Here is a 16864-nt window from a genome sequence, read left to right on the forward strand (position 1 = left end):
AGTACCCTGCCATGATGCATGAGGGAACGCGATGGCCGATCGAAACACGCAAGAAGCGCTAGCGGGCGCGCTCGATAACGTCATCGCGTTGCCGCTTCGCCAAACCAGCCTGGTCGCCAGCACCATGAGAGACTGCGACTCGCTGCGGCAAGGCATCGTGACGATGCAGCAATGTCTCAGGGCGCTCGGCGACCTTTTCCGAAATCTCGATGACAGACCGGTCGAGGCCGAGCGACTTCGAGCCCACATGGCCGAGCTGAACGAGCTCTTGTCTCTGCGGCTCGATCAGCTCTCGCTGACCGAACGCCTGTTGCAGGAGATGCTTCGCCGCGGCTGAGGCCGGTGCGCGCCGTGCACCGACCAGCCTCGTCGGTCACCCCACCGCCTTCGCTGCGGAGCGGCCGGCATTGCGCCCGGAGAACAGGCAGCCGCCAAGAAAGGTGCCCTCCAGCGAGCGATAGCCATGCACGCCGCCGCCACCAAAGCCGGCCGCTTCGCCGACGGCGTAGAGACCAGGAATGACGCTGCCCTCTTCCCCAAACACGCGGGAGTCGAGATCGGTCTCGAAGCCGCCCAGCGTCTTGCGGGTGAGGATGTTGAGCTTCACCGCGATCAGCGGCCCATGCGCGGGATCCAGGATGCGGTGCGGAGAGGCAGTGCGGATCAGTCTGTCGCCGATGTAGCGGCGCGCATTGTGGATGTTCATGACCTGCGCATCCTTGACGTAAGGATTGGCGATCTCGCGGTCGCGCGCCTCGATCTGCATTTTGATGTGCTCGAGCTTGAGCAGATCGCTGCCGGCGAGCTTGTTCATGGCCGCAACAAGGTCCTCGAGCTTGTCCCGTACGATGAAGTCGACACCATGGCTTTTGAACGCCTCCACCGGCGCTGGCGCGCCCTTGTTGGTGGCGCGGCGCAAGGTCATGCGCCAGCTCTTGCCGGTCAGGTCGGGGTTCTGCTCCGAGCCCGACAGCGCAAATTCCTTCTTGATGATGCTCTGGGTCAGGATGAACCAGGAATAATCATAGCCCGTCGACATGATGTATTTGAGCTGGCCGAGCGTGTCGGAGCCCGGGAACAGCGGCGCCGGCAATCTTGTACCGGTCGCGTCGAACCACATCGACGAGGGACCCGGCAGGATGCGGATGCCGTGGAGCGGCCAGATCGGCGACCAGTTCTGAATGCCTTCGACATAATGCCACATGCGGTCGCGGTTGATCAGCCGCGCGCCCGTCTTTTCAGTGATGCCGATCATGCGGCCGTCGACGTGCTCGGGCACGCCCGAGATCATGAATTTCGGCGGCTCACCTAACCGCTCCGGCCAGTTCTGCCGCACCAGCTCGTGGTTGCCGCCGATACCGCCGGAGGCGACGATCACGGCCTGCGCCTTCAGCGCGAACTCGCCGACGACGTTGCGCGAGGAACTCTTGCCGCGCTCGATCGTGTCAGGGGCGAGGATCGCGCCGCTGACGCCATCCACGGAGCCATTGGTCACGGAGAGCGCATCGACGCGATGGCGGAACTTGAAGATCAATCGGCCAGTCTTCATCGCCTCGCGCGCGCGGCGCTCGAACGGCTCGACGATGCCCGGCCCGGTTCCCCAGGTGACGTGAAAGCGCGGTACCGAATTGCCGTGGCCCATCGCGTCGTAGCCGCCGCGCTCGGCCCAGCCGACCACCGGGAAGATGCGGTGGCCCATCGCGCGCAGCCAGCCACGCTTCTCGCCCGCCGCGAACGCCACATAGGCCTCGGCCCATTGGCGCGGCCAGAAATCCTCGTCGCGGTCGAAGCCGGCGGTGCCGAGCCAGTCCTGCATCGCGAGCTCGTGGGAGTCCTTGATGCCGAGCCGGCGCTGCTCCGGCGAATCGACCAGGAACAATCCGCCGAACGACCAGAACGCCTGGCCGCCGAGCGACTGCTCGCCTTCCTGGTCCACGACGATCACGCGCTTGCCCGCGTCGGCGATCTCGGTGGCGGCAACAAGGCCCGAGAGTCCCGCGCCGACCACAATGACGTCCGTTTCTTCAGCCATGCGTCTCCCCCTCCATGAGTTCCCCCCTGTAATTGCCCGGATTGAAGCCAGCGGTTGTAACTGAGATCAAGGGTATGGGGCGTAAGACCTCATTAACTTGTTCCACTTTGAGATAGAGACAGGCGGAGTGCAGCGCGGACGCAACACTGGACTTGATTTTGTTTCGTGCCAGCCGGTCTGCCTAGACAAAACCTTGGTTACGACAGACGCTAGTCGCGCATCACCACCTGACACGCAGATTCGAATTCGACTGGGGCGGGGGACAATGAAGTTTCTGACGGGGTTGCTTGCGGCGGTTCTCTTGATCGCGGGCATGGGGGCTTCTCACGCGGTGGTTCGGATCGCCGATGACCGCGGCGGCCGGATTGGAACCTACGTCGACAGATACCAGGACCTCAGGCAATCGGGCGAGACCGTCATCATCGACGGCCTTTGTGCCTCGGCCTGCACCATCGTCCTCGGCGCCATCCCACACGATCGGATCTGCGTGACCTCGCATGCGACGCTCGGCTTCCACGCCGCCTGGGATTTCGGCGCCAACGGCCGCGCCGTCACCAATCCTGAAGCAACCCAGATGCTCTATGCGATGTATCCCTCGCAGGTGAGGCGCTGGATCGGCCAGCGGGGCGGGCTTACCCCGCGCATGCTCTTCCTGAGGGGCAAGCAGCTCGAGGCCATGTACAAGCCCTGCTACCTGGACGCGCAGGCCTCGACGGCCAGGCCGTCGCGCCGATCGCTCCCGCAAGCGGAGCAACTCGAATCCGCTCGGGGCCAGCTTCTCCACTGATATTCTCAGCCCTGACGGCGTCTTTTGCGCCGCCGGCGGCGTCTTGCCCGCAGGCGGCGCAAGGCCTATCTGAGAGTCAGGGAACCGGGGCCTTCGTCCCGGTCGTTGTCATGGCTCAACCACTGCATCCAGCGCATCGGCTATCGGACAATTCGCCCACTGCCGGCCGGATGTCATCCGTGCTGCTCTGGGCTGGCGCGACAACCGCCAGTCTCGTCGTGATCGGCGCGCTGGCGCTCTGGTTCCACTATGGCAGCCAGGTGTTCTTCGAAATGATCAGGACCGGCTTTGCCGCCTGCTTCTGATCTGCGACAGGAAGTTTCCGCCCATGAGCCCCGCCGCCCGTCCGCTGGTGATCGCGACTGCCTTCGCTGCAAGCCTCATTGTCGGGCTCCTGATCATGTTCTGGGCCATGGGTGGGGTCAGCAAGGTGGCGCAGCCGGCCGCGATCGGCGGCCCGTTCCAGCTGACCGACCAGAACGGCAAAGCCGTCACGGACAAGAGCCTCAAGGGCAAGCCGACCCTGATATTCTTCGGCTACACCCATTGCCCCGACGTCTGCCCAACCTCGCTGTTCGAGATCTCGGAAGTGCTGCGCGCGATGGGCAAGGATGCCGACAGGGTCAATGCCGTCTTCATCTCGGTCGATCCCGAGCGCGATACGCCGGCAGCGATGAAGGACTACCTGTCGAGCTTCGATCCGCACCTCGAAGGCCTGTCCGGCGATCCTGCCGAGACCGCCAAGGTCATCACCTCCTACCGGGTCTATGCCAAGAAGGTCCCGACGAAGGACGGCGACTACACCATGGACCACACCGCGCTGGTCTATCTGATGGATCGCGAGGGAAGATTCGTCTCGCCGTTCAACCTGAAGCGCACGCCTGAAGAGGCGGCGGCTGAGCTGAAGCGGTATCTCTGAGGTCTCGATTCTCGGGCGCACTGCATACCACACCGTCATGGCCGGGCTTGTCCCGGCCATCTACGTTCTTAGGCTGGGCGAGAAAGTCCGTGGATGCCCGGGACAAGCCCGGGCATGACGACCGTGAGCCCACATTCCGCGCTCGCGTTCCCGGCCGGATGGTCTATAACGCCGTCCGATCCCAACGAAATTCATTCATTTCCGGCCGATGGCTTCATCGCAACAGGCGAAATCGTTCAAATCTGCCCGTGGCTTGCTGATGGGGTTGGCCGCGGCCGCGTACCTGCTCGCGAGCCCCTCCGCCGAGGCCCAGACGCCCGCCAAGCGGCCTCCGGCAGCGCCACAGACCACGCCTCAGGCCGCACCCCAGGCCGCCCCGCAAGCCGTGCCCGGCTTCTGGGACCCGCGCCGGCGACCGGAGCGGCCGGACCTGTCGCGCCTGACCGTGATCCGCTTCCTGACCGAGACCGACTATCCGCCGTTCAACTTCACCGGCGCGGACGGCAATCCGGCCGGCTTCAACGTCGATCTTGCACGCAGCCTGTGCGAGGAGATCAAGGTCACCTGCACGGTGCAGATGCGCCGCTTCGAGACGCTGGTCGACGCGCTCACCTCCAACCGGGGCGATGCCATCATCGCCTCGATGGCGGTGAGCCCGCAGCTGCGCGCCCGCGTCGATTTCACCGATCCCTATTACCGGGTGCCGGCGCGTTTCGTCTCGCGCAAGGATGCAGTGATGCCGGAGATCCGGCCCGAATATCTCGAGGGCAAGAAGGTCGGCGTCATCGCCGGCTCCGCGCATGAGGCCTATCTCAAGGCGATGTTCACCGACGCCGAGCTGCATGCCTATCCCAGTGACGATGCGATGCGCGCAGCTTTGCGCAGGGGCGAGGTCGACTTCATCTTCGGCGACGCCATCTCGCTGGCGTTCTGGATCAACGGCACTGATTCCGGCGATTGCTGCGCTTTCTCCGGCGGTCCCTTCGTCGAGAGCCGCTTCTTCGGCGAAGGCATCGGCATCGCCGTGCGCAAGGGCAACGACGTGCTGCGCCAGGCCCTGAACTGGGCAATGTTCCGCGTCTGGGAGAAAGGCCGCTATACCGATCTGTGGCTGCGGTATTTCTCGGTGAGTCCGTTTTAGTTTCTTCGCAGATCTCTCCGCCGTCATTGCGAGGAGCCCTTGCGACGAAGCAATCCAGACTGTTTCCGCGGAAAGATTCTGGATTGCTTCGCTCCGCTCGCAATGACGGTGCGAGAGGCTACACCGCCCACAAAATTGCATTCTGCCCGGAAATCGCTATTTTCCGCGGCCCGGAGGCCCCTGATGTCCGTTATCGATCTTGCCGCGAACCCGAGCGACCTGCGTGCGCTCGCCGAACAATCCAACGCCTGGCCGTTCGAGCAGGCGAAGGCCATTGTCGCGCGGCTGAAGAAAAGCCCGAAGGACGAGGTGCTGTTCGAGACCGGGTACGGGCCGTCAGGCCTGCCGCATATCGGCACGTTCGGCGAGGTCGCGCGCACCTCGATGGTGCGCCATGCCTTCCGCGTGCTGACCGAGGACAAGATCAAGACGCGCCTGCTCGCTTTCTCCGATGACATGGACGGGTTTCGGAAAGTGCCCGATAACGTCCCCAACAAGGAGATGCTGGCGGAGCATCTCGGCAAGCCGCTGACGCGGGTGCCGGATCCGTTCTCCAACGAGTACCCGTCGTTCGGCCACCACAACAATGCGCGGCTGCGCGCCTTTCTCGATCATTTCGGCTTCGACTACGAGTTCGCGAGCTCGACCGACTACTACACGTCCGGCCGCTTCGATGCGACGCTGCTCAAGATGCTCGCCGCCTACGACAAGATCATGGCGATCATCCTGCCGACGCTCGGCCCCGATCGTCGCGCCACCTACTCGCCGTTCCTCCCTATCAGCAAGACCACGGGTGTCGTGCTGCAGGTGCCGATGATCCGCCGCGATGTCGCTGCGGGCACGGTGACCTATGTCGATCCCGATACCAACCAGGAAGTCGAGACATCAGTCACCGGCGGGAACGTCAAGTGCCAGTGGAAGGCCGATTGGGCGATGCGCTGGGTCGCGCTCGGCGTCGATTACGAGATGGCTGGCAAGGATCTGATCGATTCGGTGAAGCTCTCCGGCGCCATCGCGAAGGCGCTCGGCGGCACGCCGCCCGAGGGCTTCAATTACGAGCTCTTCCTCGACGAGAAGGGCCAGAAGATTTCGAAGTCGAAGGGCAACGGCCTGACCATCGACGAATGGCTGCGCTACGCCTCGCCGGAATCGCTGTCGCTGTTCATGTATCGCGAGCCGAAGGCGGCGAAGCGGCTGTATTTCGACGTCATCCCGCGCAACGTCGACGACTACCAGCAATTCATCGATGGCTTTCCGAAGCAGGATGGCAAGCAGCAGCTCGGCAATCCGGTCTGGCACATCCACAACGGCAAGCCGCCGCAGGGCGACATGCCGGTCACGTTCCAGCTGCTGCTGACGCTGGTGTCGTCGTCGAACGCGGAAAACGCCGAGACGCTGTGGGGTTTCATCGGCCGCTATCGCCCCGGCGTGAGCCCGCAGACGCATCCGAAGCTGGATGCGATGGTCGGCTACGCCATCAACTACTACCGCGACTTCGTCGCGCCGACGAAGCAGTTCCGCGTGCCGACAGACAGCGAGCGTGCGGCGCTCCAGGATCTGCGCGATGCGCTGTCGCAGCTTCCGCAGGACGCCTCGGCCGAGGACATCCAGAACGTCGTCTACGAGATCGGCCGCCGCGAGCCGTTCCTCGACCAGGTCAAGAAGGGCAAGGACGGCCGCCCCGGCGTGACGCTGGACTGGTTCAACATGCTCTACCAGGTCCTGCTCGGCCAGGAGAAGGGCCCGCGCTTCGGCTCCTTCGTCGCGGTCTACGGCGTGCAGAACGCGGTCAACATGATCGACGGCGCGCTGGCGCGATCAGCGTAACCCCGCAAAGACATATAGCCCGGATGGAGCGGAAGCGAAATCCGGGGTCTTCGCGAGAGGCACGACCGGTCCCGGATTACGCTTCGCTCCATCCGGGCTACGATCGTTTGCTCCCGCTCAGATCGACCGCAGCACGTAACGCCTGTTGTCCTTCTGCACCGGGCGCGCGTTCATCGGATAGAGCTTTGCGAACGCGGCGATATCGGTGGCCGACACCTGGATCGGGGTGGTGAGCAGCAGCCATTCGACCGTTTCCGAGCAGGGCGGCGTCGTCAGCGAGCCGGGGTAGCGGTAATAGCTGAGCTTCGTTGGCAGCATGGCGAGCGGATCGATGCTCGGATCGGCCTTCACCGCGGGGCCTTCCGCTGCCGGCATGGTCTTGACGATCTTGCCGAAGGCCGCGTTCGGCCTGCCCTCGGTCATCAGCACGCCGACCACGGCGAGCCCGCCGGCCTCGTTGCGATGGACGAAATGCGCCTCCATCGGAAAATTCTTGCCGCCGATCATGTGCTCGCTCGGCCGATGGAAATGCACCTGAAGCAGCTTGTACTTGACGTCGCCGAGCGTGAGCGTGCTGCCTTCGGCAAAGTTGAGCTGGATCGTATGCCCGTTGTTGACGATGGTGTCGGCGCTCTTGCCCCAGTTCAGCTTCAGAACCGGCAATTGCGACTTGATCGTCGCCTCGATGTCGATCGGCGATTGTTGCAGGCCGACCGTGCAGGCCCTGTTGGCCGCGTCGAGATCGCCCCATTTGGCCGGGCCGCCGGCGCCCTCGTAACTCCAATGCGTGCCTTCGGCGGCGAAGGCCGGCTTGCAGAGCGGACAAAGCGCGAGACCCGCGAGGGCCTTCAATGCGTGACGGCGATTCATCGTATTCCCCTAAGATAAAGCTGGACCGGGAGTATCGGCCGCAACCTATGTGAGAGGGGCGGTGAGTCGCAATGGCGATCGGAATGAAAGACGGCCCGCAGGAATGCGGCCTCGCCAAATCACGACATCCAGTCGCAAGGTCGGTCGGGGGCGGTCACTGACTCGTCCACACGATCCGCGCAATCCACGCCACCTCACCTGCCGCCATCATGTGCCCGGCCTGCGATGCATCGAGCGACTGCAGCTCCAGTGCCTTCGCAGTACGGCGCTTCAGTGTTGCGACCGTCATCTCGCCCGCTTTGCTCCTGACCACCACGCGATCGCCCTTGCGGATCGGCGCGCCGGGTGAGACCAGGACGATGTCGCCGTCACGATAGATAGGCGCAAGCGCGTCGCCGGAAATCTCCAGCGCAAACGTGTGGCGGTCCTCAGAGGTGGGAAGCGCGATTTCGGTCCAGCCCCTGCCGGATGGAAGGCCGGCCTCGTCGAAAGCGCCGCTCGTTCCGGCCTGCGCGAAGCCGAGCAGCGGCACCGAACGGCCGTCGCGCACGCCGTCGTCGTCAATCAACTTCGCAAAGCTGTCGATCGAGGTGTCGGCCGCGGCCAGCGCCTTTGCGATCGATTCGGTCGAGGGCCAGCGCTCGCGGCCGTCGGCGGTGACGCGCTTGGACCTGTTGAAGGTGGTGGGATCGAGCCCGGCACGCTTGGCGAGGCCGGATGGCGACAATCCGGCGCGCGCCGCCAGCCGATCCAGCGCGGCCCAGATCTGGCAGTGAGTCAGCATCCTCTGCGCTTTGGCCTGTCTGACCATGGAAGGTCCAGCCCGTCGCAACTCAGGAAAACTGTCCTCAAATCAACCGGTTTTCCGTTTTTTGCGCAAGGGGCGGCGGCGCAAAGCGTTTTCAAGCGAAGTGAGTATCGGTTCGCGGTCAGAAAACGCGTCAAAACAGGAATCTGGAGCCTCGTTCCGATTTCATCGGAACGGAAAAGGCTCTAGGTCTTGAGTTCGGAAGGGACGGCCTTTACGGTCGCGCCCGGGTTTTGAGGACCCGCGAGAGACGAAAAAACCCAAAAGACTCAAAGAACAAACAAGGCTGCGTAAGCGGTGGTCAAGATCTACAAAATCTGTCCGGCCTCGGCCTGGCGCGAGGCGGAACGGCAGGGTGTCTACCGCGGCAGCGCGGACGATGCGCGCGACGGTTTCATCCATTTCTCGACCGCCGCCCAGGTTCCCGAGACCTTGCGCAAGCACTATGTCGGGCAGCGGGCGCTATTCCTGGTCGAGGTCGATGGCGACGTGCTCGGCAGCGAATTGCGCTGGGAACGCTCGCGCAATGACGAGCTGTTTCCGCATCTCTACGGCGAGCTCGATCTCGGCGCGGTGATCGCGGTGATCAACCTCAACATGCGCGCCGACGGTAGTCACGAGGTTCCGGAGCTGTTGCCGTGATCCGCGCGTTCGACACCTTTTCGCTGCCGGTGCTGCGCTGGCTCGATCCCGAAGACGCGCATCGCCTCGCGATCCAGGGCCTGCGCTTCCTGCCGCCGGTCAAGCCGCGTGCCGATGATCCCAAGCTCGCGGTGCGCGCCTTCGGGCTGAACTTTCCCAATCCGATCGGCATGGCCGCAGGCTTCGACAAGAGCGCCGAGGTGCCGGACGCGCTGCTGCGGCTCGGATTCGGCTTTGTCGAGATCGGCTCGGTGACGCCGAAGCCGCAAGAAGGCAATCCGCGGCCGCGATTGTTCCGGCTCGAGCGCGACGAGGCCATCATCAACCGCATGGGCTTCAACAATGACGGCGCGGAGGCAGCTCTGCGCCGGCTTGCCGCGCGCGCGCAGCACGGCGGCATCGTCGGGGTCAATGTCGGCGCCAACAAGGATTCGCCGGACCGCGTCGCCGACTACGTCAAGCTGATCGAGACCTTTGCGCCTGTGGCGAGCTATTTCACTGTCAACGTCTCCTCGCCGAACACGCCGGGCCTGCGCAATTTGCAGGAAGGCGCGCTGCTCGACGATCTCCTCGCACGCGTGATCGACGCCCGCGAGCGGATGCGTCAGAAGGCCGGCGACACGCCGGTGCTGCTCAAGATCGCGCCGGATTTGAGCCTCGCCCAGCTCGACGACGTCGTGCAGGTCGCGCGCTCGCGCCGCGTCGACGGCATGATCGTGTCGAACACCACGATCGCGCGGCCGAGCACGTTGCGTGAGCAGATGCGGGCGAAGGAGCAAGGTGGCCTGTCCGGCCGGCCGCTGTTCCGTCTGTCGACGCGCATGGTCGCGGAAACCTATGTGCGCGTCGAGGGTGCGTTCCCGCTGATCGGCGTCGGCGGCGTCGACTCGGGCGGCGCCGCACTGACGAAGATCCGCGCCGGCGCCAGCCTGATCCAGCTCTATTCGTCGCTGGTGTACAAGGGTCTCGGCCTCGTCGACGAGATCAAGCGCGACCTCACCTCGACGCTGCTGCGAACGGGCCGGGATTCGCTGTCCGAGATCGTCGGCGCGGATGCGGCGGCGCTCACGGCGGAAGACTGGCCCGGGATGTAGCTAAGTCTCGTGCCCCGGGCGCAGCGCGGCGCGCCACTTCGGCGTGATGCGCTGCTGAACCGGGGCCCGTGCGCCTGCTGCTGGGTCCCGGCTCTGCGTCGCATCACTGCCGTGCTGCGCCGCGTCCGGGACACGTTCGTCATTGGAGAGACTTCGTAGCCCGGATGGAGCGCGGCGCAATCCGGGAAACTATCGGCGTGCACGAAGGCCCCGGATTACGCTGCGCTCCATCCGGGCTACGGTTCGTCTACGGTTTCGAAAACGTCGTCCGGTACAGCGCCGGATACCTTGCCCCCTGCAAGCCGCCGCGCGCCAGGTAGAACGCGATCAGCGCGCACCACAGTCCGGCATTGCCGAACGATTGCAGCCCCAGCCAAATGCCGAAAAAGATTGCCAGCGATAACAGCATCAGATTGCGCATCTCGCGCGCCCAGGTCGCACCGACATAGATGCCGTCGAAGCCGAAGGCGAACACGCCGGGGATCGGCGCGAGCACGATGAACGGCAGGAAGTCGCGCGCGGCGCGGCGAACGTCCTCACTGGCCGTCATGACATTGATCAGGTTGGGGCCGAACAGCGCGAACAGCACGGCGACGACCAGCGCGAAGCCGAGACCCCAGAGCAGCACCAGCTTGGTCGAATCCGCAAATCCCTTGGCGTCGCGTGCGCCAAAGGTGCGGCCGCAGAGCTGCTGGGCCGCGTTGGCGAGGCCGTCGAGGAAGAAAGCGCTGACCAGGAGGAAATTGTTGAGCACGGAGTTCGCCGCCAGTGTGACGTCGCCGGCGCGCGCCCCCTTGGCGGTGAAGAACAGGAACACGGCGATCAGCGCCGCGGTACGGATCATGATGTCGGAATTCACCGCCAAGAGCCGCATCAGCTTGGCGCGATCGAACAGCGTCGCGCGGGGCACCTTGAAGCCGCCGGCCGCATAGCGGCGGCAGACGATCACGCCCAGCACGAAGCCTGTCACCTCCGACAGCAGCGCGGCGATGGCCGCGCCGGCGATGCCGGTGTCGTAGACCAGCACCAGCAGGATCGTTGCCACCATGTTGATGAGGTTGATGACAACCTGGAGCGCGAGCGCCGGATTGGCGCGGGCCTGCCCGACCAGCCAGCCGAGCACGACGTAATTGGCGAAGGCGAATGGCGATGACCAGATCCGGATCATGAAGTAAGCCTTCGCCGCACGCGTCACGCCTTCGCTGCCGCCCATCAGATCGAACAGCACGCCAGTCAGCGGCAGTTGTAGCGCGATCAGCGCGGTGCCGATCAAGCCGGCAACGATGAAGCCGCGCACCAGGATCGCGGTCTGCTCGCGCGTCTCGCCGGCGCCTAGCGCCTGTGCGGTGAAGGCGAGCGTGCTCATGCGCAGGAAACCGAACAGCCAGAACAGGCAGTCGAAGATGACGGAGGCCATCGCGACGCCGCCGAGCAGCGCGGCATCGTCGAGCCGTCCGATCGCGGTGGTCGAGACCACGCCGATCAGCGGCGTGGTCAGATTCGCGACCATCGCCGGTCCCGCGATGGCGAACACCTGGCGGGAGCCGATCCTGGGATGAACCGGTGCGTGCATGTCAGAATACGAGCACCATGCCGTCTTCGGCGGCGAGGTGCTCGATGTCATCCAGACGCGACAGCATGTCATCGCTCATATGGGTGAGGACGAGCCGCTTGGCGCCGATCGCGGGCAAATGCTGTTCCAAGGTCTTCAGGCTGAGATGGTTCTTGACCAGCTTCTCGTACATATAAGCTTCCGCGATGAAAAGGTCCGCGCCATGCGCCAGCGGAATGAGCGTCTCCGTCCATTCGGTGTCGGCGCTGTAGGCGAGCGTGCGGCCCTCGGCCTCGACGCGATAGGCCAGGAAAGGCCCGCCGGATTCGCCGTGCACGACAGGGTAAGATGTCACCGTCACGGCGCCGAAGCTTTGGCTTTGCTCGGGTGCGAGTTCGACCACGTTCAGTTCGAAGCGCTGTTCGGTCTTCGAGGAGTGCTCGAACAGGGCCTCCATCACTTGGGCAAGCCGCGCCGCGATGCCTTTCGGACCCGCGATCGTCAGCGGCCGCGTCCGCCGTGAGAATTGCGAGTCGAGCACGACAAACGGCAGCCCGGCAAAATGATCGCCGTGGAAATGCGTGATCAGGATCAGGTCGATGTCGTTGCGCTCGATCTCGAGCCGCTTCAGCGCCGGCAGCGCCGACGCGCCGCAATCGATCAGGAAGTTGGCTTTACGCCCCGAGACATGGAAGCAGGTGTTGAGCCTGCCGCCGGAGCCGAAGGCGTCACCGCAGCCGACGAAACGCAGTTGCATCGGCTGCGCACTCCCCTAGAGCATGATCCGGAAAAGTGTGAAGCGGTTTTCCGACAAGATCATGCTCAAAAAAATAACGTCTCACCGGCCGCGCGGCGCGCCGAAGACGCGCGAGAGCAGCCAGATCGGGATCACGATCACAGCACCGAGCAGGAAGTAGCGCCACAGCCAGTTCACGGCATCGAAGCCGAGATCCCACAGCCGCTGGAACAGGAGGCGAATGCTGTGGATGATATTCCAGGGGTCGAAGCCGATCGCGGCGAGCACGACGCCGACAAGGATCGAGAGCAGGACCAGCCGGAACGCGACCGCCAGCGGGGAGCCGCCGAGAAAGCGGTGCAGACCGTCGCTGCGGCCGGCCGGCAAATCTCTGACGTCTTGGACCATCGCAAACTCCTCGGGGGATTCGTCCCCATTATAGGCACGGCGAGGCACATGGGGAACCCGCGACGGAGCGTCAATCGGGTTACCGGAGTTTAATTCAGCGAGCACACGCCGCGGGCTGGCTGCAACCTCTCCCGCTTGCGGGAGAGGTCGGCGCGCAGCGCCGGGTGAGGGCTTTCTCCTCTAGGGGATTCTCTTGATAATCCCACTGCGGAGACACCCTCTCCCCAACCCTCTCCCGCAAGCGGGAGAGGGGGCGCGCCGTCTTCTTGGCGGCATCAAGCCTCACACTTCAATCTCCGCCGCCTCCGCCTTCAGCATCTTCTCCAGCGTCTCCAGCCGGTCGGCCTCCCGCGGCGGCTTGTCCCAGCGCAGGCGGCTGATGCGGGGAAAGCGCATGGCGACGCCGGATTTGTGCCGCGGCGAGCGCTGCAGGCCCTCGAACGCCACTTCCAGCACCAGCCCCTTGTCGCTCTCGTGCACGACATGACGCACGGGGCCGAATTTTTCGGTGGTGTTACGGCGGACGAAGCGATCGATCTGCAGCAATTCCTCGTCGGTGAAGCCAAAATAGGCTTTGCCGACCGGCACCAGCTCGTCGCCCGTCTCACCCTCGGTCCAGACGCCAAACGTGTAGTCGGAGTAATAGGACGAGCGCTTGCCATGACCGCGCTGCGCATACATCAACACGGCATCGATGATGTGCGGATCGCGCTTCCACTTCCACCATTGGCCCTTCGGCCGCCCCGGCAGATAAAGCGCATCGCGCCGCTTCAGCATGACTCCCTCGACGGCATCCGCGTCGTCGCCAGCGCCGGCACTCGCAGGGTCAGCGCGCGCGGCAGTCAGCGCCTCCCAGCTTGTGAAGGGGACGGTGGGCGACAGATCGATGCGGGAATCGTCGAGCTTCTTGACAAATGTTTCCAGCCGTTCGCGCCGCTCGGCAAAAGGCAGCTCACGCAGATCGTTCTCGTCGTCGCCGAGCAGATCATAGGCGCGCAAGTGAATCGGAAATTCCTTGATCAGTTTTGGCGAGACGACCTTGCGGTTGAGCCGCTGCTGCAAAACGTTGAAGCTCTGCACGCGGCCTTCGCGCAGGATCAGCAGCTCGCCATCGATGGCGCCGGGCAGGCGTAGCGACGGCATGAGATCCGGAAAGCTGCCGGTGATGTCCTCGCCGGTGCGCGAGTAGAGCCGCGCCGTGATGTGGCCGCGATCGTCGCGGCCAGCCACCGCCTGCACGCGGATGCCGTCCCATTTCCATTCGGCGATGTAGTCGGAGGGATCGAGCGCGGCGAAATCGCTGTCCTCGATCGCATGTGCCAGCATCACCGGCCGGAACGGTGCGGGATCGCGATTAACAGGTTTCTCGCCGCGACCTTCCAGCCAGGCGAACAGGTCGAGATAGGGCGGCGCCAGGCCCGGCCAGATCAGCTCGACCTCGTGCGGGTCCTTGTCGCCGAGCGCCGCAGCCGCTGTCTTGGCGAGGCGCGCGGAGATGCCGATGCGAAGCGCGCCGGTGACGAGTTTCAGGAGGGCCCAGCGGCCGGTCTCGTCCAGCTCGTCGAGCCAGCGCTCGAGCTGCTTTGGCAGCTCGGTCTTGCCGAGCGTGCGTAGCGTGGTGACGACCTCGGTAAGGGATGGGGGCGGCGGGTTGTTGTGGGCGGCCATCGCTGCCTTCGGCCACATCAGCGCCACCGTCTCCGAGAGATCGCCGACATAGTCGTAGCTCAACCCGAACAGCACCTCATCCGTGCGCGCCGCGATGAGTTCGCGGACCAGCGCGGGCTTGGCATGCTTGAAGCTCAGTGCGCCGGTCAGCGCCGCCAGCGCGTAGCCGCGGTCGGGATCGCCGACCTCGCGAAAATAGCCGGTGATCAGTCGCAGCTTGTTATTGCGGCCGGGCTCGTAGGCGAGGCGGTCGAGCAGTTCGGCGAAGCGGTTCATGCCTCGGCCTCGTCTTGAATGGGCGTCTCGCTCTCCTCCTCGTCGCCATAGCCGACGAGGTCGAGCGGCTGCGCTTTCAGGCCTTTGCTCCGGCACCAATGCACCAGCGCATCTTCCTGGCCGTGCGTGACCCAGATCTCGCCGGCGCCGGTTGCGTCGATGGTGGCAGTGAGGCCGTCCCAATCGGCGTGGTCGGAGATCACCAGCGGCAGCTCGACGCCGCGCTGCCGCGCCCGGGCGCGCACCCGCATCCAGCCCGAGGCGAAGGCGGTGACGGGATCAGGAAAGCGTCGCGTCCACAGATCAGATGTTGCCGACGGCGGCGCCAGCGTGATGGTGCCGGCGAGCGCCGCCTTCTTCACGCCTTTCGCGGGCCTGAGCTCGCCAAGTTCGATGCCGCGGCTCTGATAGTAATGCGTGATCGTCTCCATCGCGCCATGAAGGTAGATCGCCGCGTCATAGCCGGCCGCACGGAGCAGCGCGATCACCCGCTGGGCCTTGCCGAGCGAATAGGCGCCGACGAGATGCGCGCGTTCCGGAAACAATGCGACCGAGGAGAGCAGCTTCTTCACCTCGTCGCTCGCATCGCCATGCCGGAATACCGGCAGCCCAAAGGTGGCCTCGGTGATGAAGACGTCGCATGGCACCAGCTCGAACGGCGCGCAGGTCGGATCGGGCGCGTCCTTGTAGTCGCCGGAGGCGACGATGCAGGTGTCCTTGCAGCTCACTGCGATCTGTGCGGAGCCCAGCACATGGCCGGCCGGGTGAAACTTGACGGTGACGTCGCCGAGCCGGATCTCCTCGCCATAGCGGATGGCTTGCGTCGATCCGGCAAAATTCTCGCCGTAGCGCAGCCGCATCATGTCGAGCGTTTCCTGCGTCGCCAGTACCGCGCCATGGCCGGCGCGGGCATGGTCGGAATGCCCGTGGGTGATCACGGCCCGCTCCACCGGGCGGACAGGGTCGATATGGAAGCCGCCGGGCTTGCAGCACAGGCCGGCAGCAGTTGGCAACAGGATGTCTTGCGGACGCATGCCTGATATATAAGCCCTGCCACCGCATCTTCGAGTCACCCGCATTTCGCTCCTGGTTCCTCAATGCCCCTGCGCCTGTTCCTGACCTCCGGCGATCTCATGGCCGACCGCCGTTTCGAGTTCGCGCGCGACCTGCAGCTCAAGGGCGACCTGCCCGCCGCCGCTGACCTCCTGGAGCAGGCGATCGAGCTTGCGCCTGATTTCACCTCGGCCTGGTTCACGCTTGGCGAAATCCATCAGCAGCTCGGCGAGCGCGACAAGGCCATCGCGGCGTTCCGTGAGGCGCGCCGAATCGATCCCGAAGACCAGCACGGCGCCGGCCTGCATCTGGTGCGGCTCGGCGACGCAGAGATGGCGGAGATGCCCAAGGCCTATGTGCAGGCGCTGTTCGATCAATACGCGCCGCGGTTCGAGCACGCGCTGATCAACGATCTCGGCTATCGCGCCCCCGCGCTGATCTTCAAGGCGGTGCTGGCCGCGCGGGTCGCCGCCAAGAAACCCGCCTACTTCAAGCGCACCATCGATCTCGGTTGCGGCACTGGTCTTGCCGCCGCCGCGTTCGTCAAGCAGGTCGATCATTTCATCGGCATCGACCTTTCTCCCGGAATGATCAAGGAGGCGCGCGCCACCGGGCTTTATGCCGAGCTCGAAGTTGCCGACATGATCGAGGGCCTGCGTACGAAGAGTGACGCGAGCGCGAACCTCGTGGTGGCCGCGGATGCGTTCGTCTATCTCTCCGATCTCGCACCGGTGCTGAGCGAAGCCAGGCGCGTGCTCGTATCAGGCGGCGTGCTCGCCTTCACGCTGGAGACGCATGACGGCAGTGGCATCGTGCTCGGCGACGGCCTGCGCTATGCCCATTCCGCGGAATATGTCCGTGGCGCGATCGCCAAGGCGGGCCTCAAGCTGCTGACATTGGAGCCGGCTTTCCCGCGCAACGAGAACAACGAGCCGGTGCGCGGCCTCGTCATCGTCGCCGAGAAAACTTGAGTCTAGGCGCTAACGCCCCCGCGATTTGAGCGTCATTGCGTCGCAAAGCTGCGACTTCCCACTTGCGAGCCGAGCTGCGT

Annotated in this window: 17 protein-coding genes; 9 read left to right on the forward strand and 8 right to left on the reverse strand. The window is 64.7% G+C overall.

Annotated elements, in window-relative coordinates; all coding sequences use genetic code 11:
• The first annotated feature begins 31 nt into the window (after nt 1-31).
• The gene (locus tag YU9_RS0124360; protein ID WP_027575152.1) at nt 32-337 is read left to right on the forward strand and encodes a hypothetical protein; all 306 of its coding nucleotides are present in this window, start codon (nt 32-34) and stop codon (nt 335-337) included.
• Between the two features lie 36 nt (nt 338-373).
• On the opposite strand, the gene YU9_RS0124365 is transcribed toward YU9_RS0124360, so the two are convergent.
• Complete coding sequence (locus tag YU9_RS0124365; RefSeq protein ID WP_027575153.1) at nt 374-2032, reverse strand: FAD-binding dehydrogenase; 1659 nt, start codon at nt 2030-2032, stop codon at nt 374-376.
• Nucleotides 2033-2297: 265 nt separating this feature from the next.
• Here YU9_RS0124365 and YU9_RS0124370 point away from each other — a divergent pair, with 265 nt between their 5' ends.
• From YU9_RS0124370 to YU9_RS0124390, 5 genes are all read left to right on the forward strand, one after another.
• Nucleotides 2298-2819 carry a hypothetical protein gene (locus YU9_RS0124370; RefSeq protein WP_027575154.1) on the forward strand — a complete coding sequence of 174 codons (522 nt, stop codon included), beginning with the start codon at nt 2298-2300 and terminating at the stop codon, nt 2817-2819.
• A gap of 179 nt (nt 2820-2998) precedes the next feature.
• Nucleotides 2999-3124, forward strand: coding sequence for a hypothetical protein (locus YU9_RS50810; RefSeq protein ID WP_256375920.1), 126 nt, complete (start codon nt 2999-3001; stop codon nt 3122-3124).
• A 23-nt stretch (nt 3125-3147) separates the two neighbouring features.
• The gene (locus tag YU9_RS0124380; protein WP_027575156.1) at nt 3148-3738 is read left to right on the forward strand and encodes an SCO family protein; all 591 of its coding nucleotides are present in this window, start codon (nt 3148-3150) and stop codon (nt 3736-3738) included.
• Nucleotides 3739-3946: 208 nt separating this feature from the next.
• Nucleotides 3947-4879, forward strand: a complete 933-nt coding sequence (locus tag YU9_RS0124385) for a transporter substrate-binding domain-containing protein (protein WP_027575157.1) — start codon at nt 3947-3949, stop codon at nt 4877-4879.
• Nucleotides 4880-5062: 183 nt separating this feature from the next.
• Nucleotides 5063-6706: a lysine--tRNA ligase gene (locus YU9_RS0124390; protein WP_027575158.1), complete on the forward strand. Its 1644-nt coding sequence runs from the start codon at nt 5063-5065 to the stop codon at nt 6704-6706.
• A gap of 117 nt (nt 6707-6823) precedes the next feature.
• Here YU9_RS0124390 and YU9_RS0124395 read toward each other — a convergent pair whose 3' ends face one another.
• Both YU9_RS0124395 and YU9_RS0124400 read right to left on the reverse strand, forming a co-directional pair.
• Nucleotides 6824-7576 carry a carbonic anhydrase gene (locus tag YU9_RS0124395; RefSeq protein WP_027575159.1) on the reverse strand — a complete coding sequence of 251 codons (753 nt, stop codon included), beginning with the start codon at nt 7574-7576 and terminating at the stop codon, nt 6824-6826.
• 154 nt (nt 7577-7730) lie between these two features.
• Nucleotides 7731-8387, reverse strand: coding sequence for a helix-turn-helix transcriptional regulator (locus YU9_RS0124400; RefSeq protein WP_027575160.1), 657 nt, complete (start codon nt 8385-8387; stop codon nt 7731-7733).
• Between the two features lie 294 nt (nt 8388-8681).
• Here YU9_RS0124400 and YU9_RS0124405 point away from each other — a divergent pair, with 294 nt between their 5' ends.
• Nucleotides 8682-9026 carry a DUF952 domain-containing protein gene (locus tag YU9_RS0124405; RefSeq protein ID WP_027575161.1) on the forward strand — a complete coding sequence of 115 codons (345 nt, stop codon included), beginning with the start codon at nt 8682-8684 and terminating at the stop codon, nt 9024-9026.
• Nucleotides 9023-10120, forward strand: coding sequence for a quinone-dependent dihydroorotate dehydrogenase (locus YU9_RS0124410; RefSeq protein WP_027575162.1), 1098 nt, complete (start codon nt 9023-9025; stop codon nt 10118-10120). The genes YU9_RS0124405 and YU9_RS0124410 overlap by 4 nt, the downstream gene beginning before the upstream one ends.
• A gap of 247 nt (nt 10121-10367) precedes the next feature.
• Here the strand turns inward: YU9_RS0124410 and YU9_RS0124415 are convergent, their stop codons facing one another.
• The 5 genes from YU9_RS0124415 to YU9_RS0124435 form a co-directional block, all read right to left on the reverse strand.
• Entirely contained in the window at nt 10368-11693 is a 1326-nt protein-coding gene (locus YU9_RS0124415; RefSeq protein WP_027575163.1) for an MATE family efflux transporter, read from the reverse strand.
• Between the two features lies 1 nt (nt 11694).
• Entirely contained in the window at nt 11695-12429 is a 735-nt protein-coding gene (locus YU9_RS0124420) for an MBL fold metallo-hydrolase (protein ID WP_027575164.1), read from the reverse strand.
• 81 nt (nt 12430-12510) lie between these two features.
• On the reverse strand, nt 12511-12816 hold the full coding sequence (locus YU9_RS0124425) for a DUF6460 domain-containing protein (RefSeq protein ID WP_027575165.1): 306 nt from the start codon (nt 12814-12816) through the stop codon (nt 12511-12513).
• A gap of 282 nt (nt 12817-13098) precedes the next feature.
• Nucleotides 13099-14760, reverse strand: a complete 1662-nt coding sequence (locus YU9_RS0124430; protein WP_027575166.1) for a cisplatin damage response ATP-dependent DNA ligase — start codon at nt 14758-14760, stop codon at nt 13099-13101.
• Nucleotides 14757-15794, reverse strand: coding sequence for a ligase-associated DNA damage response exonuclease (locus YU9_RS0124435; protein WP_036018005.1), 1038 nt, complete (start codon nt 15792-15794; stop codon nt 14757-14759). The genes YU9_RS0124430 and YU9_RS0124435 overlap by 4 nt, the downstream gene beginning before the upstream one ends.
• 63 nt (nt 15795-15857) lie before the next feature.
• On the opposite strand from YU9_RS0124435, the gene YU9_RS0124440 reads away from it, so the two are divergent.
• Entirely contained in the window at nt 15858-16784 is a 927-nt protein-coding gene (locus YU9_RS0124440) for a class I SAM-dependent methyltransferase (RefSeq protein ID WP_027575168.1), read from the forward strand.
• Nucleotides 16785-16864 lie beyond the last annotated feature (80 nt).

This window comes from Bradyrhizobium sp. WSM1743, from assembly GCF_000473065.1.
In the GTDB taxonomy this organism is placed as follows: domain Bacteria; phylum Pseudomonadota; class Alphaproteobacteria; order Rhizobiales; family Xanthobacteraceae; genus Bradyrhizobium.

Bases quoted from the DNA above. Each gene is read 5' to 3' on its own strand.
- YU9_RS0124360 (WP_027575152.1), top strand. From the start codon at position 32: ATGGCCGATCGAAACACGCAAGAAGCGCTAGCGGGCGCGCTCGATAAC.
- YU9_RS0124365 (WP_027575153.1), bottom strand. From the start codon at position 2,032: ATGGCTGAAGAAACGGACGTCATTGTGGTCGGCGCGGGACTCTCGGGC.
- YU9_RS0124370 (WP_027575154.1), top strand. From the start codon at position 2,298: ATGAAGTTTCTGACGGGGTTGCTTGCGGCGGTTCTCTTGATCGCGGGC.
- YU9_RS0124380 (WP_027575156.1), top strand. From the start codon at position 3,148: ATGAGCCCCGCCGCCCGTCCGCTGGTGATCGCGACTGCCTTCGCTGCA.
- YU9_RS0124385 (WP_027575157.1), top strand. From the start codon at position 3,947: ATGGCTTCATCGCAACAGGCGAAATCGTTCAAATCTGCCCGTGGCTTG.
- YU9_RS0124390 (WP_027575158.1), top strand. From the start codon at position 5,063: ATGTCCGTTATCGATCTTGCCGCGAACCCGAGCGACCTGCGTGCGCTC.
- YU9_RS0124395 (WP_027575159.1), bottom strand. From the start codon at position 7,576: ATGAATCGCCGTCACGCATTGAAGGCCCTCGCGGGTCTCGCGCTTTGT.
- YU9_RS0124400 (WP_027575160.1), bottom strand. From the start codon at position 8,387: ATGGTCAGACAGGCCAAAGCGCAGAGGATGCTGACTCACTGCCAGATC.
- YU9_RS0124415 (WP_027575163.1), bottom strand. From the start codon at position 11,693: ATGCACGCACCGGTTCATCCCAGGATCGGCTCCCGCCAGGTGTTCGCC.
- YU9_RS0124420 (WP_027575164.1), bottom strand. From the start codon at position 12,429: ATGCAACTGCGTTTCGTCGGCTGCGGTGACGCCTTCGGCTCCGGCGGC.
- YU9_RS0124425 (WP_027575165.1), bottom strand. From the start codon at position 12,816: ATGGTCCAAGACGTCAGAGATTTGCCGGCCGGCCGCAGCGACGGTCTG.
- YU9_RS0124430 (WP_027575166.1), bottom strand. From the start codon at position 14,760: ATGAACCGCTTCGCCGAACTGCTCGACCGCCTCGCCTACGAGCCCGGC.
- YU9_RS0124435 (WP_036018005.1), bottom strand. From the start codon at position 15,794: ATGCGTCCGCAAGACATCCTGTTGCCAACTGCTGCCGGCCTGTGCTGC.
- YU9_RS0124440 (WP_027575168.1), top strand. From the start codon at position 15,858: ATGCCCCTGCGCCTGTTCCTGACCTCCGGCGATCTCATGGCCGACCGC.